Annotated in this window: 25 protein-coding genes; 15 read left to right on the forward strand and 10 right to left on the reverse strand. The window is 53.4% G+C overall.

What is annotated here, in order from left to right:
* The first annotated feature begins 9 nt into the window (after positions 1-9).
* The 5 genes from ABDW36_RS18505 to ABDW36_RS18525 all read left to right on the forward strand — a co-directional run bounded on the left by ABDW36_RS18505 (position 10) and on the right by ABDW36_RS18525 (position 5,991).
* Positions 10-1,104 (forward strand): Nif3-like dinuclear metal center hexameric protein, encoded by a 1,095-nt coding sequence (locus ABDW36_RS18505; protein WP_343703415.1) that lies wholly within the window; start codon positions 10-12, stop codon positions 1,102-1,104.
* Positions 1,105-1,107: 3 nt separating this feature from the next.
* Positions 1,108-1,860 carry a C4-type zinc ribbon domain-containing protein gene (locus tag ABDW36_RS18510; RefSeq protein ID WP_343703416.1) on the forward strand — a complete coding sequence of 251 codons (753 nt, stop codon included), beginning with the start codon at positions 1,108-1,110 and terminating at the stop codon, positions 1,858-1,860.
* An 81-nt stretch (positions 1,861-1,941) separates the two neighbouring features.
* A complete protein-coding gene (locus ABDW36_RS18515; protein ID WP_343703417.1) occupies positions 1,942-3,429 on the forward strand; it encodes a tetratricopeptide repeat protein in 1,488 nt (495 codons plus the stop codon).
* A gap of 45 nt (positions 3,430-3,474) precedes the next feature.
* Positions 3,475-5,127 (forward strand): DNA repair protein RecN, encoded by a 1,653-nt coding sequence (gene recN / locus ABDW36_RS18520; RefSeq protein WP_343703418.1) that lies wholly within the window; start codon positions 3,475-3,477, stop codon positions 5,125-5,127.
* A 48-nt stretch (positions 5,128-5,175) separates the two neighbouring features.
* Positions 5,176-5,991, forward strand: coding sequence for an SDR family oxidoreductase (locus ABDW36_RS18525; protein ID WP_343703419.1), 816 nt, complete (start codon positions 5,176-5,178; stop codon positions 5,989-5,991).
* Positions 5,992-6,107: 116 nt separating this feature from the next.
* Here ABDW36_RS18525 and ABDW36_RS18530 read toward each other — a convergent pair whose 3' ends face one another.
* Positions 6,108-6,329 carry a DUF2795 domain-containing protein gene (locus ABDW36_RS18530; RefSeq protein ID WP_012794455.1) on the reverse strand — a complete coding sequence of 74 codons (222 nt, stop codon included), beginning with the start codon at positions 6,327-6,329 and terminating at the stop codon, positions 6,108-6,110.
* Between the two features lie 99 nt (positions 6,330-6,428).
* Here ABDW36_RS18530 and ABDW36_RS18535 point away from each other — a divergent pair, with 99 nt between their 5' ends.
* The gene (locus ABDW36_RS18535) at positions 6,429-7,082 is read left to right on the forward strand and encodes an ABC transporter ATP-binding protein (protein WP_343703420.1); all 654 of its coding nucleotides are present in this window, start codon (positions 6,429-6,431) and stop codon (positions 7,080-7,082) included.
* A 2-nt stretch (positions 7,083-7,084) separates the two neighbouring features.
* Here ABDW36_RS18535 and rfbD read toward each other — a convergent pair whose 3' ends face one another.
* Genes rfbD through ABDW36_RS18565 form a run of 6 tightly spaced genes read right to left on the reverse strand, consistent with a single transcriptional unit; the run spans position 7,085 to position 12,989 of the window.
* On the reverse strand, positions 7,085-7,936 hold the full coding sequence (gene rfbD / locus ABDW36_RS18540) for a dTDP-4-dehydrorhamnose reductase (protein WP_343703421.1): 852 nt from the start codon (positions 7,934-7,936) through the stop codon (positions 7,085-7,087).
* A 3-nt stretch (positions 7,937-7,939) separates the two neighbouring features.
* On the reverse strand, positions 7,940-8,500 hold the full coding sequence (rfbC, locus tag ABDW36_RS18545) for a dTDP-4-dehydrorhamnose 3,5-epimerase (RefSeq protein WP_343703422.1): 561 nt from the start codon (positions 8,498-8,500) through the stop codon (positions 7,940-7,942).
* Positions 8,500-9,555, reverse strand: coding sequence for a dTDP-glucose 4,6-dehydratase (gene rfbB, locus ABDW36_RS18550; RefSeq protein WP_343703423.1), 1,056 nt, complete (start codon positions 9,553-9,555; stop codon positions 8,500-8,502). The genes rfbC and rfbB overlap by 1 nt, the downstream gene beginning before the upstream one ends.
* A gap of 27 nt (positions 9,556-9,582) precedes the next feature.
* Positions 9,583-10,527 carry a UDP-glucuronic acid decarboxylase family protein gene (locus ABDW36_RS18555; protein ID WP_343703424.1) on the reverse strand — a complete coding sequence of 315 codons (945 nt, stop codon included), beginning with the start codon at positions 10,525-10,527 and terminating at the stop codon, positions 9,583-9,585.
* 13 nt (positions 10,528-10,540) lie between these two features.
* Positions 10,541-11,854 (reverse strand): UDP-glucose/GDP-mannose dehydrogenase family protein, encoded by a 1,314-nt coding sequence (locus tag ABDW36_RS18560; protein WP_343703425.1) that lies wholly within the window; start codon positions 11,852-11,854, stop codon positions 10,541-10,543.
* 7 nt (positions 11,855-11,861) lie between these two features.
* Entirely contained in the window at positions 11,862-12,989 is a 1,128-nt protein-coding gene (locus ABDW36_RS18565; RefSeq protein WP_343703426.1) for a DegT/DnrJ/EryC1/StrS family aminotransferase, read from the reverse strand.
* A 101-nt stretch (positions 12,990-13,090) separates the two neighbouring features.
* On the opposite strand from ABDW36_RS18565, the gene ABDW36_RS18570 reads away from it, so the two are divergent.
* The gene (locus ABDW36_RS18570; protein ID WP_343703427.1) at positions 13,091-14,356 is read left to right on the forward strand and encodes a glycosyltransferase N-terminal domain-containing protein; all 1,266 of its coding nucleotides are present in this window, start codon (positions 13,091-13,093) and stop codon (positions 14,354-14,356) included.
* On the opposite strand, the gene ABDW36_RS18575 is transcribed toward ABDW36_RS18570, so the two are convergent.
* On the reverse strand, positions 14,326-15,150 hold the full coding sequence (locus tag ABDW36_RS18575; protein ID WP_343703428.1) for a hypothetical protein: 825 nt from the start codon (positions 15,148-15,150) through the stop codon (positions 14,326-14,328). The genes ABDW36_RS18570 and ABDW36_RS18575 overlap by 31 nt on opposite strands.
* 89 nt (positions 15,151-15,239) lie before the next feature.
* Between ABDW36_RS18575 and ABDW36_RS18580 the strand changes: the two genes are divergently transcribed.
* Both ABDW36_RS18580 and ABDW36_RS18585 read left to right on the forward strand, forming a co-directional pair.
* Entirely contained in the window at positions 15,240-15,809 is a 570-nt protein-coding gene (locus tag ABDW36_RS18580; RefSeq protein ID WP_343703429.1) for a thymidine kinase, read from the forward strand.
* Between the two features lie 77 nt (positions 15,810-15,886).
* Positions 15,887-16,366, forward strand: a complete 480-nt coding sequence (locus tag ABDW36_RS18585) for a GtrA family protein (RefSeq protein WP_343703430.1) — start codon at positions 15,887-15,889, stop codon at positions 16,364-16,366.
* Between the two features lie 352 nt (positions 16,367-16,718).
* Here the strand turns inward: ABDW36_RS18585 and accC are convergent, their stop codons facing one another.
* Positions 16,719-18,209: an acetyl-CoA carboxylase biotin carboxylase subunit gene (accC, locus tag ABDW36_RS18590; protein WP_343703431.1), complete on the reverse strand. Its 1,491-nt coding sequence runs from the start codon at positions 18,207-18,209 to the stop codon at positions 16,719-16,721.
* Positions 18,210-18,246: 37 nt separating this feature from the next.
* On the opposite strand from accC, the gene ABDW36_RS18595 reads away from it, so the two are divergent.
* From ABDW36_RS18595 to ABDW36_RS18610, 4 genes are all read left to right on the forward strand, one after another.
* A complete protein-coding gene (locus ABDW36_RS18595; RefSeq protein WP_343703432.1) occupies positions 18,247-18,909 on the forward strand; it encodes a heme exporter protein CcmB in 663 nt (220 codons plus the stop codon).
* Positions 18,910-19,054: 145 nt separating this feature from the next.
* Positions 19,055-19,720, forward strand: coding sequence for a cytochrome c biogenesis protein CcsA (gene ccsA / locus ABDW36_RS18600; RefSeq protein WP_343703433.1), 666 nt, complete (start codon positions 19,055-19,057; stop codon positions 19,718-19,720).
* Positions 19,713-19,970 carry a CcmD family protein gene (locus ABDW36_RS18605; protein WP_343703434.1) on the forward strand — a complete coding sequence of 86 codons (258 nt, stop codon included), beginning with the start codon at positions 19,713-19,715 and terminating at the stop codon, positions 19,968-19,970. Before ccsA ends, ABDW36_RS18605 begins: the two co-directional genes overlap by 8 nt.
* Positions 19,971-20,031: 61 nt before the next feature.
* Complete coding sequence (locus tag ABDW36_RS18610) at positions 20,032-21,468, forward strand: Glu/Leu/Phe/Val dehydrogenase (RefSeq protein WP_343703435.1); 1,437 nt, start codon at positions 20,032-20,034, stop codon at positions 21,466-21,468.
* A gap of 133 nt (positions 21,469-21,601) precedes the next feature.
* On the opposite strand, the gene ABDW36_RS18615 is transcribed toward ABDW36_RS18610, so the two are convergent.
* Positions 21,602-22,090, reverse strand: a complete 489-nt coding sequence (locus tag ABDW36_RS18615; RefSeq protein ID WP_343703436.1) for a type I restriction enzyme HsdR N-terminal domain-containing protein — start codon at positions 22,088-22,090, stop codon at positions 21,602-21,604.
* A 64-nt stretch (positions 22,091-22,154) separates the two neighbouring features.
* Here ABDW36_RS18615 and ABDW36_RS18620 point away from each other — a divergent pair, with 64 nt between their 5' ends.
* Positions 22,155-22,925, forward strand: a complete 771-nt coding sequence (locus tag ABDW36_RS18620; RefSeq protein WP_343703437.1) for an AMP nucleosidase — start codon at positions 22,155-22,157, stop codon at positions 22,923-22,925.
* Complete coding sequence (locus ABDW36_RS18625; protein WP_343703438.1) at positions 22,922-24,652, forward strand: ABC transporter ATP-binding protein; 1,731 nt, start codon at positions 22,922-22,924, stop codon at positions 24,650-24,652. The genes ABDW36_RS18620 and ABDW36_RS18625 overlap by 4 nt, the downstream gene beginning before the upstream one ends.
* The last annotated feature ends 49 nt before the right edge of the window (positions 24,653-24,701 follow it).

Below are 24,701 nucleotides of genomic sequence, written 5' to 3' on the forward strand. Positions count from 1 at the left end.
CTATAAGATATGTACATCCGTGATATAATACAAGTGCTGGAAGCGTTTGCTCCCACCAGCTACCAGGAGCATTACGATAACGCCGGCCTCATCTTCGGCAACCCTGATGCCGCCGTTACCGGTGTGCTCCTTACGCTCGATGCAACAGAGGCGGTGATGGACGAAGCGCTGGAAAAAGGATGTAACCTGGTGGTGGCCCATCACCCCATTGTGTTCGGCGGGCTGAAGAAGATCACCGGCCGCAATTATGTGGAGCGCGTGGCCATTAAAGCCATCAAGCACGATATTGCCGTATATGCCGCCCACACCAACCTTGACAATGTGCGGGGCGGCGTCAGCGCCATGATGGCGGCGCGGCTTGACCTTCAGCACACCAGGGTGCTGGCGCCTAAAAGGGAGCTGCTGCGCAAGCTGTACACCTTTGCGCCCGCCGCTGATGCTGAAATAGTGAAGAACGCCCTTTTTGCCGCCGGCGCCGGCCATATCGGCAAGTACAGCGAGTGCAGCTTCTACCATCCCGGCAGCGGCACCTTTAAAGGCGCCGAAGGTACAGACCCCTATGTAGGCAAGCCGGGGGAAAGGCATCATGAAGACGAGATCAAAATAGAGGTCATATTCCCCGCTCACCTGGAAGGCAGGGTGATCAGCGCCATGCTGCAGCACCATCCTTATGAAGAAGTGGCGTACGATGTGGTGAAGCTGGAAAACGCCTGGGCGGAAGTAGGCTCCGGCCTGGTGGGCTCCCTGCCGGAAGCTATGGATGAAATGGACTTTCTGCGTCTGGTAAAGGAGCGTTTCCGGACGGGCTGCGTACGGTATACCCCTCTCCGGAACAAAAAAGTACAGAAGGTAGCCCTCTGCGGCGGGGCGGGCAGTTTTCTGCTAAAGCAGGCCAAAGCGGCCGGGGCGGACGCCTACATATCTGGTGATTTTAAATACCATGAATTTTTTGATGCTGAAAATCAATTGATTATAGCGGATGTGGGACATTTTGAGAGCGAACAGTTCGCAGTGGACTTATTTTATCATATATTGACCGAAAATTTCCGTAAATTTGCGCCTCTAAAATCTACCATCAACACAAACCCGGTAAATTATTTATAATACATGGCTACTGTTAAAGAATACAACGTTGAGGAAAAGCTGGTCTCTGTACTGAAGCTGCAGAAGATCGACTCCAAGTTGGACGAAATCCAGGTACTGAAAGGTGAGTTGCCGATGGAAGTACGGGACCTGGAAGACGAGATCGAAGGCCTCAACCACCGCCAGGCTCATATTGAAGATGAGATCAAAGGCATTTCCGACTTTGTGGCCGCCAAAAAAGCAGCCATCAAGGAAGCGGAAGCCCTGGCAAAAAAATACGAGAAGCAGCAGGACAATGTGAAGAACAGCCGTGAGTTCGAAGCCATCAGCAAGGAGATCGAAATGCAGAACCTGGAGATCAAGCTGGCGGAAAAGCATATCAAGGACGCCAATGAAGAGATCAAGGAAAAGAACCGCGCCCTGGAAGTAGCTAAAAAAGTAGTGGCTGAAAAGGAACAGAACCTGAAGCATAAAAAAGGCGAGCTGGAAAAGATCATCGGAGAAACTGACAAGGAAGAGAAGCAATACGAGAAACAAAGCGCTGAAGCCCGTGAGAAAGTAGACGCCCGTTTGCTGCAGGCTTATGAGAAGATCCGCAAGAACTACCGCAACGGCCTGGCCGTGGTAACCATTGTGCGTGACTCCTGCGGCGGTTGTTTCAACGCCATTCCGCCCCAGCGCCAGGCTGAGATCCGCCAGCGCAAAAAGATCATTGTTTGCGAACATTGCGGCCGCATTGTGGTAGATAATGACCTGGAAGCCACCGTTACCATCTAGGCATCATACAGCACATAACTTATCTTTTATAAAAGGAACTCCGCGCATGTCCATTGCGCGGAGTTCCTTATTTTTGCCCCTATGCGTTTTATTTTCATCATTGCCCTGTTTTGCAGTATATCCGTTACCGTACAGGCACGGCAGAAAAAGTATGAGCTGAATACCCGTTGCCAGCAGGCTTATGATGCCATTATGCAACTGCGCCTGAACACCGGCAGGGCCATACTGGAAGAAGAAAAGCAAAGCAATCCTGATAACCTGCTCCCGTATTTCCTGGACAACTATATTGATTTCTTTACCCTCTTCTTTAACGAAGACCCTGACGTATATGCGCGGCAGCGTAAACAGCGCGCCGCCCGCCTGGAGCTGCTGGCCCAGGGCCCCTCTGATTCTCCCTGGTACCTGTACACGCAGGCCGCGCTCAAATTCCAGTGGGCCATTGTACGCGTGAAGTTCGGGGAAAAGTGGGATGCCGTATGGGAAATACGCAAAGCCTACCTCACTTTGAAAGAGAACCAGCGCAAGTTTCCCGGTTTTCAACCCAACAACATGATGGTAGGCGCTATGCAAACCGTGTTCGGCACCGTGCCGGAAGGGTACAAATGGATCACCAACATACTGGGCCTGCGCGGCAGCATTAAAGAGGGCATGAATATGCTGCAGGGTTTTATTGACAGCAATGACCCCACCGCCGTGGCTTTCCGGGAAGAATCTTATTACTACTACTGCTACCTCAAACTGTTCATCGAAAACAAACCGGAGCAGCTCTGGCAGTTCATCCAGCAGAAAAAGCTGGATACGGAACACAATTACCTGTTTGCACTGATGGTAGGCAACCTGTCTATGAACACGCAAAAGGCCGCGCAGGGCATCAAGGTGCTGGAAGATTTTAATCATACGCCGGAATACGCCGAAGTGCATTACCACAACTACGTGATGGGCATTATGAAGCTGGAACGGCAGGATGATGATGCCATTGCCTACCTGGAAAAGTTCGTGAACAATTTCAGGGGCAAGTTCTATGTAAAAGAAGCGCTGCAGCGCCTGAGCTGGGCATATTACCTGAAAGGCAACATGGCCATGGCCAATAAATACCGCGCCCTGGTGACCAAACGCGGCAATACGGAAACTGATGCAGACAAGCAGGCGCAGAAAGAAGCAAAAAGCGGCCAATGGCCCAACCCCGTGCTGCTGAAAGCCCGGCTGATGAGTGACGGCGGGCAGTACGCCGCCGCCCGTGACCTGCTGCTGTCCAAACGTGCGGGAGACTTTGCCACCGTGGCGGAAAAACTGGAATACGCTTACCGCCTGGGCCGTATTTATGACGAAATGGGGCTGGATTCCAACGCCATGCGCCTCTATGAAACCACCATCAGGCTGGGCAGCAACCGGCCTGAATATTTTGCCGCCCGCTCTGCCCTCCAATTAGGCTATATTTATGAAAAAGCGGGAGACAAGGCCAAAGCCCGGCAAAGTTTCCAGACCTGCCTGGACATGCAGGGCCACGACTATAAAAACTCGCTTGACCAAAGGGCCAAAGCAGGGCTGCTGCGGCTGGACGGAAAATAAAATACGCAATAAACCATCCTTAAATTCGTAATTCGCAACCGAAATATGTTATTCCGCTTAGTCATTCAGAATTACGCGATCATTGAGCAGCTGGAGGTGGATTTTTCCGCCCATCTCAATGTGATCACCGGCGAAACGGGCGCCGGTAAATCTATTTTGCTGGGAGCGCTCAGCCTTATTTTGGGTGAACGGGCAGACCCTTCCGTGTTATTTGACAAAACACGCAAATGCGTAATTGAAGGACAGTTCAGGGTGAAAAAGGAACAGGTGCAGGGCTTTTTTGACACCCATGAGCTGGACATGGAAGAGAACGTGATCATCCGCCGGGAAATTTCTTCCGCAGGCAAATCCCGCGCGTTCATTAATGATACGCCGGTAAACCTGGGCCAGCTCAATGAACTGAGCGGCCTGCTGGTAGACCTGCATCAGCAGTTTGACACGCTGGAGCTGGAGAAGTCAGACTTCCAGCGGCAGGTGATAGATGCGCTGGCCGGCCACCAGGATGTGTTGCAGGCTTACGTCCGCTCCTTCCGGGAATACGCCCTCCGGCAAAAAGAGCTGAAAGACCTGCAGCAGCAGCGAGACCATGCCAACAAAGAATCAGACTACAACAAATTCCTGCTGGACGAGCTGCTGGATGCAGCCCTGCAGGAAGGGGAAATAGAGGCCCTGGAAGCCGAGCAGCAATTGTTAAGCCACGCTGAGGAGATCAAAGGCACCCTCAACCGCATCTGCTTCCAGCTGGCCGAAGATGAGCAGCCCGTGCTGCAGCAGCTGCGGCAATTGCAGGCCTCCCTGCAAACGCTGGCCGCCTACCATAAAGACGTACCGGCCCTGGCGGAGCGCATGCAAAGCAGCTACGTAGAGCTGCAAGACATTGCCGCTGAAATAGAGCAGCTGAATGACCATGTACAGTTTGACGGGGAGCGGCTGGAGCAATTGAGCGAGCGGCTGAACCTGGCCAACCGCCTGCTGAAAAAGCACGGTGTGCAGGACACGGCGGCGTTGCTGGCCATACAGGCGGAGCTGGAGCAGAAGCTGGAAGGCATGCTGAACCTGGATGACCGTATACAGGAACTGGAAAAAAACATAGCCGCTTTACAGCAGCAGCTGGAAAAGGCCGCCGCCGGTATTACCAAAGCCCGCCAGGCCCAGGTAGCCCCCTTCGAGCAAAAGGTGAACGCGCTGCTGGCCCAGGTAGGCATGCCCAATGCGCGCATTAAGGTAGATATTCAACAAGGCCCGCTGCAGCTGTACGGGCAGGATGTGATCGAGTTCCTGTTTGATGCCAACAAGAGCAACCAGTTTGGCCCCATCCGCAAGGTTGCTTCCGGCGGGGAACTGAGCAGGCTGATGCTTTGCATCAAATCACTGGTGGCCCGCTCTGTGGCGCTGCCTACGCTGATATTTGACGAAATTGATACCGGTATTTCCGGTGAAGCGGCCCGGCAGGTAGGCATCATCATGAAAGAACTGGCCCGCGGCCACCAGGTGGTATGCATCACCCACCAGCCGCAGCTGGCCGGGAAGGCAGATGCACACTACTTTGTATACAAACAGCTGGAAGGCGAGCAGGTACATACACACGTACGGCTGCTGACGCAGGAAGAACGCATCACCGCCATTGCCAAAATGCTGGGAGGGGAAAAGCCCACGGCCGCCGCTTTGGAGAACGCAAGGGAGATGGTTATGCAATAACATTTCAATTTTCGGTTTAATCGGCTAAATTTGCCCAAATTTTAATCAATGGCTCATAACTTATTACAAGGGAAGAAAGGTATCATCTTTGGAGCACTGGACTCAAATTCCATTGCGTGGAAAACCGCCGAGCGCTGCGTAGAGGAAGGCGCGGAGATTGTGCTGACCAATGCCCCTATTGCGCTGCGTATGGGTGAGCTGAACAAGCTGGCCGAAGCCTGCAAGGCCCCGGTAATAGCTGCAGACGCCACCAGCATGGATGACCTCAACAACCTGTTTACCAAATCTATGGAGCACTTTGGCGGAAAGATCGACTTTGTGCTGCATTCCATTGGTATGAGTGTGAACGTTCGGAAAGGGAAACCCTATACTGACCTGGACTATGACTTTTTTCACAAAGGGCTTGACATTTCAGCGCTCTCCCTGCACCGTACGCTGCAAACGGCCTATAAGCTGGATGCCATCAACGAATGGGGCTCCGTGGTAGCGCTTACCTATATTGCCGCCCAAAGGGTATTCCCTGATTATGGAGATATGGCAGACGCCAAATCCCTGCTGGAATCTATTTCCCGCAGCTTTGGCTACCACTACGGCGTGAAAAAGAAAGTGAGGATCAACACCATTTCACAATCTCCCACCCGCACCACTGCCGGCAGCGGCGTAAAAGGCTTCAATGATTTTATCAGCTATGCCGAGAAAACCAGCCCGCTGGGCAATGCCACGGCAGACCAGTGTGCAGACTATACCGTTACCCTGTTCTCAGACTACACCCGCATGGTGACCATGCAAAACCTCTTCCACGACGGAGGTTTCTCCTTCACCGGGGTTTCTGCGGCCGTGATTGAAGAAATGAACAACAAATAGTTGGCTGTACAGCAATAAAAAAAAGGAAAGCGTAAGAAGTGAAATACTTTTTACACTTTCCTTTTAATTTTTTCAGCATAGGTAAACGCTGAGGGCATACAAGGTACAGGCGGCGGCTAATACTCGTCTTCGTTGAAGAAGAAGTCGTCTTGAGACGGATAATCAGACCAGATATCCTCAATACCTTCATAAATTTCCCCCTCATCTTCCAGTTCCTGCAAGTTTTCGATAACTTCGATAGGTGCACCGGAACGGATGGCGTAGTCTATGAGTTCGTCTTTTGTAGCGGGCCATGGAGCGTCCTCCAGGTACGAAGCTAATTCTAGGGTCCAGTACATCTTATATAAATTTTTACTTTTCCAAATTTTCGCAAAAGTATTATTTAATTTGAAATAAACAACTATTACTATTTTAACGGTTAATTACTTCGTTCGGTTATGCTTGTTGCTCGCAATGTTACCAAAAATTATTCCAACCTTTCCGTGCTGAAGGGGGTAGATATTTCTGTCAGTAAAGGTGAAATAGTGACCATTGTGGGCTCTTCCGGGGCGGGCAAAAGCACGCTCCTGCACATTTTGGGCACGCTGGACGTGCCTTCCGGCGGGGAAGTGCTCATTAACGGGGTGTCAACAGGCGCTTTGCAGGGTAAAAAGCTGGCAGACTTCCGGAACCGGCATATTGGCTTCATCTTCCAGTTCCACCACCTGCTGCCGGAGTTCAGCGCCCTGGAGAACGTGTGCATACCGGGCTTTATAGCCGGGGCTAAAAAGAGCGCGGTAAAGGAGCGGGCGGTTTATTTGCTGGAAACCCTGGGGCTGGGAGAGCGGCTGGAGCACCGCCCCAACGAGCTGTCTGGCGGGGAGCAGCAGCGGGTGGCCGTAGCCAGGGCCCTCATTAACAAACCTGACGTGATCATGGCAGACGAGCCCACCGGCAACCTGGATTCCCGCAATGCCCGGGAGCTGCACCAGCTTTTTCTGCAGCTGCGGGACCAGTTTGGACAAACCTTCATTATCGTGACCCATAACGAAGAACTGGCGACCCTGAGTGATCGCCAGTTAGTAATGAAAGACGGTAAAATAGTCAGTTAGGATCATTTTCCCAGGCAAACTGCCAAACTGTCTTTCCAGTAAGGTATCGTTAACCCGTACACCGATTTTATCTTCCCCTTGTTCAATACGCTGTAAGCGGGCCTTTGCGCCGCTGTAGGGAACTGATCAGAAGTAACCGGGTGAATGGCACAGGCAGACCCGGTGAGGGCCTTAATGGCCACCGCAAAGTCGTACCAGCTGGCAACTCCCTCGTTGCTATAGTGGTAAACCCCGCCACGGCCTTCTGCCGGCTGCTGCAGGATGGTAAAAATGGCCGCTGCCAGGTCTGGCGCATAGGTAGGAGTACCCGTTTGATCAAACACCACGTTCAGGCTTTCCTTTTCCTGCATCAGCTGCTGCATGCGGAGCGCAAAATTGACCCCGTTGCGGGAGTAGAGCCAGGACGTGCGGAGCACAATGGCCTGGGGGTGAATGCCCAGCACCGTGGCTTCCCCGCGCAGCTTGGAGCTGCCGTAGATGCTCTGGGGAGACGTGTCGTCCGTTTCCGTATAGGGCCGGCTGCTGCGGCCGTCAAATACATAGTCTGTTGAAATATGAATAAAACCGGCGTTATGCTGTGCAGCGGCCTCTGCCAGTATCAGCGGGGCCTGGAAGTTGAGCTGGAACGCCGCTTCTTCATCCTGCTCCGCCTTGTCTACCGCCGTATAGGCGGCACAGTTCACTACCGCATGCACGGGCTGTTGCTCAAAAAACGCATTCACAGCGGCTGCATCCGTAATATCCAGCTCGTCCTTGTCTGTGCACAGCAGGTGAAAGTCAGGGTACCCGCCGGCAATAGATTGCAGTGCCAGGCCCAGCTGACCATTGGCACCTGTAACCAGGATGTTCTTCATGCTCTATGATTTGTATACAAAATTATGTTCACAGTTGGCCAGCAGGGGCAGCACCAGGTCTTTTTCAGACACTTTTGCCGCCGCCGCGGGAATGCCCCAGTCTATGGCCAGGGCCGGGTCATTGTAAATAATACCGCCTTCGCTGGCTTTATGATAAAAGTTATCGCATTTATACATCACTTCCGCCGTTTCGCTCAGTACGGAATACCCGTGGGCAAAACCTTTGGGTACCAGCAGCTGGCGTTTGTTTTCAGCGGAAAGCTCAATAGTGTACACTTTCCCGTAGGCTGGGGAGCCTTTGCGCAGGTCTACCACCACATCCAGTATAGTGCCTTCCAGGGCCCGGATGAGCTTGGTTTGCGCATGGGGCTCCCGCTGAAAGTGCAGGCCGCGCAGTACGCCATAGGAGGAGCGGGCCTGGTTATCCTGTACAAATACGATGTCTACGCCGCCCCCCCGGAAGGTGTTGGCGTTATAACTTTCAAAAAAATATCCCCGGTGATCTCCGTGCACAACCGGCTCGTAAATCAGCAAATCCGGGATACCGGTTTCAATAAATGGCATTAGCGCTGCTGGTATTGTGTTTCGTAATATTGTTGATAAGCCCCGCTGGTAACATGCTGCAGCCACTCTTCGTTGGCCAGGTACCAGTCTACCGTTTTCTCCAGGCCTTCCTCAAACTGCAGGCTGGGCGCCCAGCCCAGTTCCTTGTTGAGTTTGGTGGCATCAATGGCGTACCGGAGGTCGTGCCCGGCGCGGTCTTTCACAAAGGTGATCAGTTGTGCGGACGTACCTTCCGGCCGGCCCAGCTTGCGGTCCATAACGGCGCACAAGAGGCGGATGAGATCGATGTTCTTCCACTCGTTGAAGCCGCCGATGTTGTAGGTTTCCCCGGTGCGCCCTTCATGGAAAATGGTGTCGATGGCCCGTGCATGGTCTTCCACAAACAGCCAGTCACGCACGTTCTCACCCTTGCCGTATACCGGTACGGGCTTATTGTTTTTGATATTATGAATGGCCAGCGGTATCAGCTTTTCAGGAAAGTGATGCGAGCCGTAGTTGTTGGAGCAGTTGCTCAGTACCACCGGCAGGTGATAGGTGTGGTAATACGCTCTCACAAAGTGGTCTGAACTGGCTTTGGAAGCGGAATACGGACTGCGCGGATCATAAGGCGTTTTTTCAGTGAAAAGCCCTTCTTCTCCCAGGGAGCCGTATACTTCGTCTGTAGACACATGGTAGAAACGTTTGTTCTTCATATTGCCCTGCCAGTATTTCCTGCAGGCATTCAGCAGTACCGCCGTACCCAGTACATTGGTTTTGATAAAGGCCAGCGGGTCGAGTATAGAGCGGTCTACATGGCTTTCGGCAGCCAGGTGTATAACACCGTCAAACTGGTATTTTTCAAAAAGGGCGTTCACGGCGTTTTCATCCGTAATATCCACCTTCTCGAATACATAGTTGGGTTTGTGGCTGACGTCTTGCAGGTTTTCCAGGTTACCGGCATAGGTCAGCGCGTCTCCGTTCACAATGCGGTAATCCGGGTATTTGTTGACAAACAGCCGTACCACATGAGAGCCGATAAAGCCGGCTCCGCCGGTGATCAAAAGGTTTTTCTTCATAGTTCGAAGTTATCGGGAAACAGGCAATTATTTCCCCAATGCTTGCTTAAAATATTCATAAGTGATCTTCAGACCGTCTTTCCTGTCTACTTTCGGTTCCCAGCCCAGCAGTTGTTTGGCCTTGGTGATGTCTGGCTTGCGCTGCTTGGGATCGTCTTTCGGCAGGGGCTGGAAGATGATTTTCTGCTTGGTGCCGGTGAGGGCAATGATTTCTTCGGCAAACTGCAGCAGCGATATTTCTGCCGGGTTGCCGATGTTCACGGGCAGATGGTAATCACTCATCAGCAGGCGGTAGATGCCTTCTACCAGGTCGTCCACATAGCAGAAAGACCGGGTTTGAGAGCCATCTCCGAACACGGTGAGGTCTTGCCCGGTGAGCGCCTGGCTCATGAACGCAGGCAGCGCGCGGCCGTCGTCCAGCCGCATGCGGGGGCCGTATGTGTTGAATATGCGGATGATGCGGGTATCTACACCGTGAAAATTGTGATAGGCCATGGTAATAGACTCCATGAAACGTTTGGCTTCGTCATACACGCCGCGTGGCCCTACCGGGTTCACGTTGCCCCAGTATTCTTCCGGCTGCGGATGAACGTTAGGATCTCCGTACACTTCGGAAGTAGACGCCACCAGGATGCGGGCCTTCTTTTCCTTGGCCAGCCCCAGCAGGTTATGTGTGCCCAGGGAGCCTACCTTCAACGTCTGGATCGGCATTTTCAGATAGTCTATAGGGCTGGCGGGAGAGGCAAAATGCAGGATGTAGTCCAGCTCTCCCGGTACGTGCACAAACTTGGTCACATCGTGGTGATAATATTCAAACTGTTTCAGCGGAAACAGGTGCTCAATATTCTTGATGTTGCCGGTGAGCAGGTTGTCCATGCCTATTACATGGAACCCTTCTTTTATGAACCGGTCGCACAGGTGCGAGCCAAGGAAGCCGGCTGCGCCGGTAATCAATACGCGTTTGTTTGTCATGTTAGGCAAGGTTTTAAGGTTTAGCTGCCTGGCGGCCTACGCTTTCGTAATAATATCCCAGTTCTGCCATACGGGCTACCTCAAAGAGGTTGCGCCCGTCAAAGATGGCTTTTTGTTTCAGGCTGGCAGCTATTTTATCAAAGTCGGGCGTACGGAACACGCTCCATTCTGTGGCTATGATCAATGCATCGGCATTTTCCAGCGCGGCATACTGGTTTTCTGCATAGTGTACCTTGTCACCGATCAGCTGTTGCACATTGCCGGCAGCTTCCGGGTCAAACACAGACAGTGTGGCGCCGGCGGCTACCAGTTCATCAATGATGTACAGTGCAGGCGCTTCCCTGATATCGTCCGTATTGGGTTTGAAAGCCAGGCCCCACAATGCGAAATGTTTGCCCTTAAGGTCGTTGTTGAAGTATGCCTGTATTTTGGGCAGGAGGAACAGCTTCTGTTTTTCGTTCACGTCCATAACGGCTTCCAATATGCGGAAATCGTATTGCGCTTCCTGTGAAGATTTTACGAGGGCCTGCACGTCTTTGGGGAAGCAGCTGCCGCCATAGCCGATGCCGGGGAACAGGAAGCGTTTGCCGATACGGTCATCACTGCCAATACCCCTGCGCACCATGTCTACATCCGCGCCCAGCTTCTCACACAGGATGGCAATTTCGTTCATGAAAGAAATTTTGGTGGCCAGGAAGGAGTTGGCGGCGTACTTGGTCAGTTCCGCAGACTTTTCGTCCATAAAAATAATAGGGTTGCCCTGGCGTACAAAAGGTGCATACAGGTCTCCCATAATTTTACGCGCTCTTTCGGATTGTGTGCCTATCACCACGCGGTCAGGCTTCATAAAGTCTTCCACAGCTACCCCTTCCCGCAGGAATTCCGGGTTAGACACCACATCAAATTCTACTTTGGCGTTTTTGGCGATGGCTGCATGTACTTTTTCAGCGGTGCCCACGGGCACGGTGCTTTTGTCTACAATTACCTTGTAATCCGCCAGTATGCTGCCCAGCTGGTCTGCTACCCGGAGTATATAAGAAAGGTCTGCAGAGCCATCTTCTCCCGGAGGGGTAGGCAGCGCCAGGAAGATCACCTGCGCGTCTTTAATGCCTTCCGCAAGCTGGGTGGTAAAATGCAGGCGCCCTTCTTTCAGGTTCCTTTCAAATAACTTTTCGAGGCCGGGCTCGTAGATGGTGATCTGGCCGGCGGAGAGTTTGTTTACTTTGTTAATGTCAATGTCAACGCAGGTAACGTCATTGCCTGTTTCAGCAAAACAGGTACCGGTAACCAATCCTACGTACCCGGTGCCTACAACGGTAATTTTCATGTGGGGTTTATTTTAAAAATGATTGAACTGAGGTAATGATGTGAGAAAGCTGATCCTCATCCATTTCAGTGTGAATAGGCAGGGATATCACTTTCCCGGTAAGGCTGTCTGTAACCGGGAGATGCTGATGCAGGTCGGTCATGCCTTCGAACATTTTCTGGCGATGCGCCGGTACAGGGTAATATATCATGGAAGGCACCCGCTTTTCCTGCAGGTATGCCTGTAATTCATTGCGGTCCGCACCTTCCAGTTGCAGGGTATATTGATGATAAACGTGCAGCTGGTTGGGCGCTTCATAGGGCGTAATGATCTGCGGGATGCCGGCAAACGCATCTGTATAGGCCTTTGCTACGGCGCGGCGGGCGGCAATGTATTCATCCAGCAGCTGGAGCTTGATGCGCAGCACTACGGCCTGCAGGGTATCCAGGCGACTGTTGACCCCTACCGTGTCATGATAATATCTTTGAGATTGCCCGTGGTTGGCCACCATCCTGATCTTGGCCGCCAGCGCATCATCGTCCGTGAAAATGGCGCCGCCGTCTCCATAACACCCCAGGTTCTTGGAAGGGAAGAAAGAAGTGCAGCCGATGTGGCCGAAGGTGCCCGTTTTTTTAGTGAGGCCGTCCTTTGTGGTATAATGGCTGCCAATGGCTTGTGCATTGTCTTCGATCACATACAGCCCGTGGCGGTTGGCGATATCCATGATAGCTTCCATGTTGGCGCTGTGGCCGTACAGGTGCACCGGTACAATGGCCCTGGTTTTGGGCGTGATGGCCTTTTCTATGGCCTGCGGGTCTATGCAGTAGGTTTGCGGGTCAATATCCACAAATACCGGTTTGAGGCGCAGCAGTGCAATCACCTCAGCGGTGGCAATAAAAGTAAAAGAAGGAGTGATCACTTCATCGCCAGGTTCCAGCCCCAGCGCCATCATGGCTATTTGCAGCGCATCGGTGCCATTCGCGCAATTGATCACATGCTTTGAGCCCAGGTATTGGCCCAGCTCCTGGGCAAACTGTTGTACCGGGGCGCCGTTGATAAAGGCGGCGCTTTCCAGCACGTCCTGGATGGCAGCGTCAACCTGCGGTTTAATTTTGCTGTACTGGCGTTTCAAATCCACCATCTGAATAGGAACCATGAAGGATATCTTTTTTTGAGTCCGCAAATTTACAAATTTTGAGTTAGGCAGTAGGACTATCTTTGTGAGGTAACCGATTTACTGAGTTAAGGATCAATTCTGTGGATTTATCGCTTTTTTTATATAACACCGGCATCCGCCTTTACCAGGCCGCCGTACGTCTTTCAGCTTCCATAGGGAAGAACAGGAAGGCGCAGCAGTGGCTGGATGGCCGCAACAATAGCTGGCCCGCCCTGAAAGCGGTGGTGCAGGGCCCTGAGCCCGTCATCTGGGTGCATGCCGCCTCACTCGGAGAGTTTGAGCAGGGCCGGCCCGTGCTGGAAGCCATGCGGAAGGCCTACCCGGCACATAAAATATTGCTGTCCTTCTTTTCCCCCTCCGGCTACGAAGTAAGGAAAAACTACCCCGGGGCGGATTACGTTTGTTACCTCCCGCTTGATACAGCCGCCAATGCCGCCGCTTTCCTGGATATTGTGCAGCCCCGGCTGGCGGTTTTCATCAAATACGAGTTCTGGTACCATTACCTGAGCGCCCTGTATGCCCGGAAAGTGCCCGTGATACTGATTTCCGGCATCTTCCGCCAGCAACAGGTGTTCTTCAAATGGTACGGCGGCCTCTTCCGCAGGCTGCTCCGGCAAATGGACCATCTGTTTGTGCAGAACGAAGCTTCGCTGACGCTGTTGCATAACATTGGCATTCAGCATGTAACGCTGGCGGGAGATACCCGTTTTGACCGCGTGTGGGCCCTGCGGCAGCAACCCGTGGCCCTGCCGGAAATAGAAAGGTTCATTACCGGCCCCAAAGTGCTGGTGGCCGGCAGCACCTGGCCGGCAGATGAAGAGCTGCTGGCGGCATGGTGGTACGATGGCGGGCAGGAAGGCCGTCAGCTGATCCTTGCCCCGCATGAAATAAATGAGGCCCACCTCCGGGACATTACCCGCCTTTTCCCTGACGCGGTGCTGTATTCCGCCTTTGCCGGCGGGCAGGCCCCCGGAAGCCGTGTATTGGTCATAGATAATGTGGGCATGCTGTCCGCACTTTACCGGTACAGCAGCATCTCTTATGTAGGGGGCGGTTTCGGGAAGGAAGGCATCCACAACCTGCTGGAGCCGGCCACGTACGGCAAGCCGGTGCTCATTGGCCCCATCTATCACCAGTTTAACGAGGCGGAAATGCTGGTACACCTGCGCGGCGCCATAGTGGTAACAGACGTGGCTTCATTGCGGCGCAGCATTGAAGCGCTGAACGATGCGTATTATTATCAGCAGGTAACAGAAATAACCGGGCGTTTTGTAGAAGAACACCAGGGCGCTACGGAAAAGATCATGCGGTATATTCAGGAAAAACGTTTCCTGACGAGTGAATAGAAGTGCTTCACCAGCTGGTCATTTTCGTTCCAGCCCAGTTTGATCTTCAGCTCCCGCTCTATCCAGTACACGGCTTCCTGCAGGGAAGTGCTCTCATTGATGGTTTTAACAGAGCGTTCGTACATGGTTTTATCTCCACGGAAGAGCTCTTGTATGAACTGGAACTTGTCGTTGATGCCGATGGCGTTTTTCAGGTCGTTCACGCCCATGCCGCCCAGCTTTTCTCCCAGCTCTATTTTGCCGGCGGAGCGCAGGGAATCATTGAGAGAAGGGGCGTGTTTGCCCACCAGCTCATTCAGTTCCTGGCGGATGTTGCCGTTGTCTTGCCCGTTTTTTGGCGGAGGGGGTGGGTCAAAGAGAGTGGCGGCTACCGGTTTTTCCTTCACCGGCACCCGGTCTGGCGCATATCCGTTCCCGTTTGCGGCGGGCGGGGCTTCTTGTGGAGCTGTTGCTGAAGGCGCTTTCTCCGGCGCGGCCGCGGCAGGTGCGGAAAATGCTTTTTCCGGTGGCGGGGGCGGTGCGGCAGGCGCAACTGGCGTTGGCTCCGGCGCAGGGCGGGATGTTGCCGCTGCTTCCGGGGGCGGAGCGGGCGCCGGCTTCTCCAGCACAGGCGCATGAGCAGGCATAATGACCGCTACATGGCCATTGCCCCTCAGTTCCTGCTGCTTCTGCATATTGCGCTGGTGGAGTATTTCCGCCTGCAGCAATTGTGTATAGTAGGATATGGTTTGCAAACCCGCATTGGAATTTTTTAATTCCTGCAGTTTGTCAATTAATGCACTTATCTTTTCCATGCCTTAATTGTTAACGCCGTCTGTAAGAAATTATTTTATTTGCACTAAGTTATACTTTTTTAACAACTTAATAATCAAAATACTATAATATGTTTATTGAACCTTCTCTTACAGGAGGTCGCCGGGGATGGATAGAAGTGATCTGCGGGTCTATGTTTTCCGGTAAAACGGAAGAGCTGATACGCCGGCTCAAAAGGGCGCGTATCGCCAACTTGTCTGTAGAGATCTTCAAACCGGCCATAGACACCCGCTATGATGAACAGAACATCGTCTCTCATGATGAAACAAAGATACTGTCTACGCCGGTGGAAAGTTCCCAGCAAATATTGTTGCTGGGGCAGGGGGTAGATGTAGTAGGCATAGATGAGGCGCAGTTCTTTGACATGGAGCTGCCCGCGGTATGTGACCAGCTGGCCCAGAGCGGCATCAGGGTCATTGTTGCCGGGCTGGACATGAACTACCAGGGAATGCCCTTTGGCCCTGTGCCGGCGCTGCTGGCCCAGGCGGAATACATCACCAAGCTGCATGCCGTTTGCGTGCAATGCGGCAATATTGCCTCCCATTCTTTCCGCAAAAGCGCCAACACCAGCATGGTGCTGCTCGGAGAAAAAGACCTGTACGAGCCGCGTTGCCGGTATTGTTATCACAACGTACCCTGAGAACATGCATATTGTTAAAATCCACCTGTAATCCCCTTTATTTAGCAATTCATTCGTAGCTTTGCCGCGTTTTCAGCATGAAGCAGTTGATCATCGATATACTGGCATTTTTTTACAAGCCTTTTGCGAAAATCATGCCTTTCCAGACCTTCCGCTACCTGGCCTGCGGGGGCGGCAACACGCTGCTGGATATTTTCCTGTTCTTTATCTGCTACAATTTTGTCCTCAACAAAGAAATGGTGCATCTGCCGTTCATTACGGTAAGCCCGCATATTGCGGCCGTGCTGCTGGCGTTTTTTGTTAGTTTTCCCACCGGTTTCCTGCTGAACAAATACATTGTATTCTCCGAGTCTAACCTCCGCGGGCGTACGCAGCTGGTGCGCTACTTCATACTGGTAGGCGTTTGCCTGCTGTTCAACTATGTGTTTATGAAGGTATTTGTGGAATATTGCCGGTTTTACCCCACCATTGCCAAAATTCTCACCACCATACTGGTGGTATGTTTCAGCTACATCACACAAAAGAAATTTACGTTCAAGGTAAAGGCGGAACCCTGAGGGGCGTTTGTGCCTTGCCGTAAACAGCCCTTCAGGGTGCTGTTTTTGCAGGCCTGTGCCCGCTGATGTATATCCGGAGCAGACCTGTTTTCCTTGACTGTAGCGGGTTTGAGAGGTGTTTTACGACTAAGATGCCCATCTGGGGCCGTTTTGAACGAAGAAGTAACGAAGGAGTAACGAACAAGTAACGAAGGAGTAACTTTTCGGTACTTGTTCGTTCGTCTCCGGGGGAAGGTTCGTTATTCCTTCGTTCAAAAAGGTGTTTATCCCGGTCTTTTCCGCTGTTTCCATCAAAAAACGTTCTGAGGGCGGTTATTGCAGCCTGGTACCGGGTAAGGCCGCTCCGGGGGACCTACCGCAGTTTTCTCCGCTGTTTCCACCGGGAGAGGCCATTTTGGGCCCCATTGGCCACGGGCGTTTGCGGTTTTACCGCTTGCTGCCACAGCTGCGCCGCCAGTATGGCCGCCGCCTTTTCTTCGGTCTCATTTTGCCCGGTGAGCGCCTGGGGGGTGAAGTACTTGCCAATGAAATTGGTATCGAACTGGCCGTTGATGAAAGCGGGGTGTTGCAGCGCCCATTTGCCGAAGGGAAGGGTGGTACGGATGCCGGTAACATGGTATTCGTCTATGGCCCGCAGCAGCCGCAGCCTCGCTTCTTCGCGGCTGGCGCCCCAGGCAATGAGCTTGGCTATCATGGGGTCATAAAAAATGGGGATGTCCATGCCCTGCTCGTAGCCATCGTCTACCCGCACGCCGTAACCCTGCGGGCGGATGTAAACGTCCAGGCGGCCGGTGTCTGGCAGGAAGTTATTGGCGGGGTCTTCCGCGCAGATGCGCAGCTCTATGGCGTGGCCGTTGATCTGCAGCTGCTGCTGGGTGATGGAAAGCTTTTCGCCGCGGGCTATCCTGATCTGCTCTTTTACGAGGTCAAGCCCGGTGATCATTTCCGTAACCGGGTGCTCTACCTGCAGGCGGGTGTTCATTTCCAGGAAATAGAAATTCAGCTGCTCGTCTACCAGGAACTCTACGGTGCCGGCGCCGTAATAGTCACAGGCCCGGGCCACATCTACCGCGCATTTGCCCATGGCCTCCCGGATGGCCGGGGTGAGCACGGAGGAGGGGGCTTCTTCTATCAGTTTCTGGTGGCGCCTTTGAATGGAGCATTCCCTTTCAAACAGGTACACACAGTTGCCATGCTGGTCTCCCAGCACCTGTATCTCAATATGGCGCGGTGCGCCCACATATTTTTCAATGAATACGGCATCATCCCCAAAGGCGCTGAGGGCCTCGCTTTTAGCCAGGCGCACCTGCTCTTCCAGCTCAGATTCCTGCTGTACCACCCGCATGCCTTTGCCGCCGCCGCCGGCAGACGCTTTGATCAGGATGGGGAAGCCGGTCTTTTTCACCACTTCTCGTGCTTCATCGATGCTGCGGAGCGGGGTTTCCGTGCCGGGCACCATGGGTACGCCAAAGCGTTGGGCGGCCTGCTTGGCCGCCAGTTTGCTGCCCATTACCTCAATGGAAGATGGGGAAGGGCCTATGAATACCAGGCCGGCGTCTTTCACCGCCTGTGCAAATTTTGCGTTCTCGCTGAGAAAGCCGTAACCGGGGTGTATGGCATCCGCACCGGTGCTCCGGGCCGCGGCTATGATCTTGTCTGCCAGCAGGTAACTCTGGCTGCTGGGGGCCGGGCCTATGCACACTGCTTCGTCTGCATACTGCACAAAAGGCATGTTCCGGTCTGCTTCTGAAAACACCGCTACAGTGGCTATTCCCATTTCCCTGGCTGAACGCATCACGCGCAGCGCTATCTCTCCGCGGTTGGCAACTACAATTTTTTGCATACGCGAATATAAACCAAACGAAGTTATCTTTGCCGGCGTGAAAAGTTCTCTTTCCCGCATAGCGGCCCTGGTCAAAAAAGACCTCCTGCTGGAGTGGCGGCAGCGCCATGCCCTGTTCGGCATACTGCTGTACGTGTTTTCCACCGTGTTCGTGATCAACCTGATGGTAGGCCAGCCGGAGGAAAGGATATGGAACGCCATGTTCTGGGTAGTGCAGCTGTTTGTATGCGTAAATGCCGTGGCCAAGAGCTTTTTGCAGGAAAACCGGGGCCGCCTGCTGTATTATTATTCGTTGGTGCATCCCCGTTATTTTATCACGGCCAAGCTCATTTATAACCTGCTGCTGATGACGGTCATGAGCCTGGTATCTTACATCTGCTGCATTATTTTCCTGGGCAACCCCCTTATTCACCCCCTGTATTTCCTGGGCGTGGTGGTGCTGGGCGGCATCAGCCTGTCGCTCCTTTTTACCATGCTGGCGGCCATTGCCGCCCAGGCCAGCCAGAACGCGGCCCTGATGGCCATCATGGGGTTCCCCCTCATTATGCCGGTGCTGATGCTGCTGGCCAATATTTCACGCAGCGCTTTCATACCCGTTGTGCAGCCGGGCCTGCCGGGCATGTTCCTGCTGCTGGGGGGCATGGACGTGCTGGTGATAGCCCTGGCCCTCATCCTTTTTCCCTATCTCTGGAAGGAATAGCCATGCTTTTTTTAACAAAAAGGCGCCGGTGATAGCAATTTTTCAAGCATTCCGCATTCCGCGCCGCTAAACATCAAAATCCCTTTTTCGCTTTGCCGTTAACGCTAAAACCTGTAGGTTTGCCTCCACATATTTCTTTAGAACAATGGCTAAACATTGGTGGAAAATTCTGGCGGTAGTACTGCTGCTGTATGTTATCATCGGCGGTTTTTTGATAAAAGTGCCTTCCATCGGCAATAACCAGCAGGCGGCGCGCAGCATTTTCTTTCACTTGCCCATGTGGATGAGCATGTACACGCTCTTCTCCATCTCAGTGGTCAATTCCATCTGGTACCTTTCCTCCAATGACCTCCGGCGGGATATCCGCGCTTCCAGCGCAGCCAGCGTGGGCGTGCTCTTTGGGGTGATGGGCTTCCTCACCGGCATGCTGTGGTCTACCTACACCTGGGGCGGCACCATCGTAAATGATCCCAAACAAATGACCACCGCCATTGCCCTCGCCATTTACATGGCTTACCTGGTGCTCCGGCTTTCCTTTACCGATCTTGACAAAAGGGCCCGCGTATCCGCCATCTTCAACGTATTTGCCTTTGCCTTGCTGATACCGCTTACCTATATCATCCCGAGAATGGTGGAGTCTTTACACCCCGGCAGCGCCAGCAGCCCGGGTTTCAGCTCCCAGGATACGGCCGGCACCATTAAAATGGTACTGTGGCCTGCCTTCATCGGGTGGACCTTGCTGGGCATCTGGATCTATACCTTAAGGAACCGTTTTAAAAGACTCGAATTAAAAAATATTCTTCATGGCTAACAGATGTAGCTTTTTACTTTTTGCCGGCCTGATGTTTCTCTGTACCGCTGTTTTTGGCCAGGATACCACCGCCCGCGTTATAGACGGCGCTACCCAGCAGCAAAACACCGAAACCGGCGCCGTCAATGAATTTTTCAGGAGCAACTCAAAAATTTATGTGGCCGTAGGCCTGCTGGTGATCATTTTTATTTGCATCATATTATACCTGATAAGGCTGGACCGCCGCCTTACCAGGCTGGAGAAAGAATAAGCAGGCCATACCCCGTAGCAAAGCACCAAAACACCAAAACAACATATCTAAACCGTTTTTTATGGCTAAAGCAAAAGCGCTGACGCAGGAGCAGCACTATAACTTTTTCCACAGCGTGGAAATGAGTTTCGACAAAGCTGCGCAATTTACCAAATGGAGAAACGGGATACTGGAGCAGATCAAGGCCTGTAACGCAGTATACCGCATCAAATTCCCGGTAAGAGTGGGAGAGAACATAGAAGTAATTGAAGCCTACCGGGTACAGCACTCCCACCACAAACTCCCCTGTAAAGGCGGTATCCGTTTCAGTGAAGAAGTAAACCAGGATGAAGTGATGGCCCTGGCCGCCCTGATGACCTACAAATGTGCCATCGTAAACGTGCCTTTCGGCGGCGCCAAAGGCGGTATCAAGATCAACCCCCGCAACTACAGCCCCTTCCAGCTGGAAAATATTACCCGCCGCTACACTGCCGAGCTCGTGAAAAAGAACTTCATTGGCCCCGGCATAGACGTGCCTGCGCCTGACTATGGTACGGGCGAAAGGGAAATGAGCTGGATACTGGATACCTATATGAGCCTGCGGCCCGGTGAAATAGACGGCTATGGCTGCGTAACGGGCAAGCCCGTATCCCAGGGCGGCGTTCGCGGCCGGAAGGAAGCTACCGGCCTGGGTGTGTTCTACGGCCTGCGGGAGCTTTGCAATGTAAAGGAAGATATGAAACGCCTGGGCCTGGAGCCTGGCCTGGAAGGCAAAACCGTGATCGTGCAGGGTATGGGCAACGTGGGCTACCACGCCGCCAAGTACTTCCACGAGGCGGGCGCCAAAGTGATCTGCCTGATAGAATATGACGGCGCCATCTACAACTCCAAAGGCCTTGACCCGGACGCCGTGCTGAAGCACCGCAACGAAACCGGCTCTATTGTTGGCTTCCCCGGCGCCAAAAACCTCAAGAAAAATACGGACGGCCTGGAGCTGGAGTGTGATATTCTCATTCCCGCCGCCCTGGAAAACGTGATACATGAAGAGAACGCGCCCCGTGTAAAGGCCAAGATCATCGGGGAGGCGGCCAACGGCCCGCTTACACCGGAGGCAGATGAAATACTGGCCAAGAAAGGCGTAATTGTGGTGCCCGACATGTTCCTGAACGCCGGCGGGGTAACCGTATCTTACTTTGAATGGCTGAAGAACCTCAGCCACGTACGTTACGGCCGCCTGGGTAAACGGTTTGACGAGAACATGAACATTCACATCCTGGGCCAGATAGAGGAGCTGACGGGCAAGAAGGTGTCTGAAAAAGAAAGAAAATTCATTGCTCACGGCGCTGATGAGGTAGACCTGGTGTACTCCGGCCTGGAAGAGACCATGATCACCGCATTGCACGAAGTGCGTGAAAAATCACTGGAGCATAAAAAGATCAAGGACATGCGCACGGCCGCGTACGTTTGCGCCATAGACAAGGTGGGCGCGGCTTACGAGCAGCTGGGTATTTTCCCCTGATGCCAATATTTTTTTCAGGAAGCGGGCGTGGCGCAGCTGTGCGGCATGCCCGTTTTTTGTGGTGGTTGAAGGAGCGGCGCATTGTTCACTATGAGAACGCCCGGCATTACGCCTTGCCCGATGCGAACATCCTTCAGTCCTCTACCATTGGCGGGTCTTTTTCTTGCGGCGGCGCCACCGCCGGGTAATCAGGCAGGTCTTCCACAAACTCCCAGTTGCCTTCCGCCGGGTTCAGCTTGCAGCACCAGGTATGCGCGCCGTTGGTAATGACCAGGAACGGCGCCGGCAGCGCCATATGGTACCTGACAATCTGCTCCAGCACCGGCATGCCCAGCGGCACGCCCATCTCCTTGCATTCAACTATCATCCATGGTTCCGCCTCGCGGGAGTACACCACAATGTCACAGCGCTTGCGCAGCTCGCCCAGGTTCATCTCCTTTTCAATGCTCATCAGCGCGCCGGGGTACTCGCGGCTTTTCACCAGGTAGTTGAGAAAATTCTGGCGCACCCATTCTTCGGGCGTAAGCACCACGTACTTCTTGCGGAACGGGTCAAAAATCATTTCCTGACCCTGCTGGGCTACAATACGGAAATCAGGCGGGGGAAAACTGATGCTGATCATACCGTAAAACTACTGAACGCTGGCTGATTCGTGAAAAAACATTACATTCACTTGTCAAAAGGCTATGAAGACGAAAGAAGAGATAGTAGCTAACTGGCTTCCCCGTTACACCGGAGAGAAGCTGGAGAACTTCGGTTCCCATATTCTCCTGACCAATTTTTCCAACTACGTTACCATGTTCGCCCAATGGAATAAAGCCCGCATTATTGGGGTGGATAAACCTATGCAATGCTGCACCGCGGAAGATATCACCATCATCAATTTCGGGATGGGAAGCCCAGGGGCGGCCACGGTGATGGACCTGCTGAGCGCCATTATGCCGAAAGCGGTGCTCTTTTTGGGGAAATGCGGGGGACTGAAGAAGAAAAACAGCATTGGAGACCTGATATTGCCCATTGCGGCCATCCGCGGGGAAGGCACCTCTAATGACTACTTCCCGCCGGAAGTGCCTGCCCTGCCGGCGTTTGCCTTGCAAAAAGCCATTTCTACCACCATCCGGGAATATGGCTGCGACTACTGGACGGGCACCTGTTACAGCACCAACCGCCGGGTGTGGGAGCATGACGGTGATTTCAAGAAATACCTGGAGCGCATCCGCGCCATGGCCATTGACATGGAAACGGCCACCATCTTTTCCGTAGGGTTCTATAACAAGATACCTACCGGCGCCTTGCTGCTGGTGTCTGACCAGCCCATGGTGCCGGAAGGCGTAAAAACGGAAGAAAGCGATAAAAAGGTGACGAACGAATATGTAGAGCGCCATCTGAAAATTGGGGTAGACTCCCTCAAGAATCTCATCAACAGTCACCAAACCGTTAAACACCTGCGCTTTTGAGCCATTCCCAGCCTTTTATTTCCATCCGCAACCTGGCGGTCACTTTCCGTTCTGAAGAAGAAACGGTGACGGCTGTCAATCATATTTCGCTGAACATCATGCCCGGTGAAATACTGGGTATTGTGGGCGAGTCTGGCTCCGGCAAATCCGTTACGGCGCTCAGCCTGATGCAGCTGATACAGGCTCCCGGCCGCATCAGCGCCGGTGAGATCATATACCAGCCGCCGGGAAAGCCCGCCGTAGACCTCCTGAAACTACCCGCCGCCAGCATGCGGGAGTACCGCGGGGCGGAAATAGCCATGATCTTCCAGGAGCCCATGACCTCCCTGAACCCGCTGCATACCTGCGGCCGCCAGGTGGCGGAGGCCATCCGCCTGCACAAAAGCGTGCCTGAAAAAGAAGCCAGGCGCCAGGCTATTGCTTTATTTGAAAGGGTACGCATTCCCCACCCGGAGGAGGCGTATGATAAATACCCCCATGAGCTGTCCGGCGGACAGAAACAAAGAGTGATGATAGCTATGGCCATCAGTTGCGGCCCGCGGTTGCTGATCGCAGACGAGCCAACCACTGCGCTGGACGTTACGGTACAGAAAACCATCCTGGAACTGCTGCGGGAACTGCAGCAGGAAATGGGGATGAGTGTGGTGTTTATTACCCATGACCTGGGAGTGATTGCAGAAATAGCTACCCGCGTGGCCGTGATGTACAAAGGGAACGTAGTGGAAGAAGGAGCAGTGGCAGATATTTTCAACCATCCGCAACATCCGTATACCAAAGGCCTGCTGGCCTGCCGCCCGCCGCTTGACCTGCGCCTGCGCCGCCTGCCGGTGGTGAGTGATTTCCTGGAAGGAGGCCGCGCTGCCGATGTGGATGCTTTTGTGCGCTCGCTGGTGCTGCCGGAGGAAGACGTTCGTACCCGGGCCGCCCTGCTGGAAGAGCGCCCGCCGCTGCTGAAAGTGGAAGGCCTCAGCACCTGGTTCCCGCGCCGGCGCAGCCTGTTGGGTAAAGTGCGGCAGTGGACGAAAGCAGTAGATGATGTGAGCTTTGAAGTGCGCGAAGGGGAAACCCTGGGCCTGGTAGGAGAGTCCGGCTGCGGCAAAACCACCCTCAGCCGCACGCTGCTAAGGCTGATAGAGCCCACCCATGGCCGGATATTCTATAAAGGGCGTGACCTCCTGAGCCTGTCCGCCGCAGATATGCGGGAGATGCGGCGGCACGTACAACTGATCTTCCAGGACCCCTATTCTTCCCTCAACCCGCGCATGACGGTAGGGCAGGCCATCATTGAGCCCATGCAGGTGCATGGCCTGTATGCCAGTGACCGCGCCCGGAAAGAAAAAGTGCTGGAGCTGCTGGAAAAGGTGAACCTGCGCCCGGAGCATTACCACCGCTACCCCCACGAGTTTTCGGGCGGGCAGCGCCAGCGTATTGTGATAGCCAGGGCCCTGGCGCTGAACCCGGAATTCATCATCTGTGACGAGTCTGTTTCCGCGCTGGACGTCAGCGTACAGGCCCAGGTGCTTAATTTGCTGGTGCAACTGCAGCAAGAATTTAACTTTACGTATATATTCATTTCTCATAACTTATCTGTGGTACATTTTATGAGTGACCGCATGATGGTGATGAACAAGGGTAAAATTGCCGAAATGGGGCCGGCAGGGGAGGTATACCACCGCCCGCAGTCTGCCTACACCCGGCAGTTAATTGCCGCTATACCCGGGCGGTAGACTTTTTTTGACGAAGTGCGGTATATTCCGTACCTTCGCCCACCTTAAA

The organism is Chitinophaga sp. (assembly GCF_039596455.1).
GTDB lineage: Bacteria > Bacteroidota > Bacteroidia > Chitinophagales > Chitinophagaceae > Chitinophaga.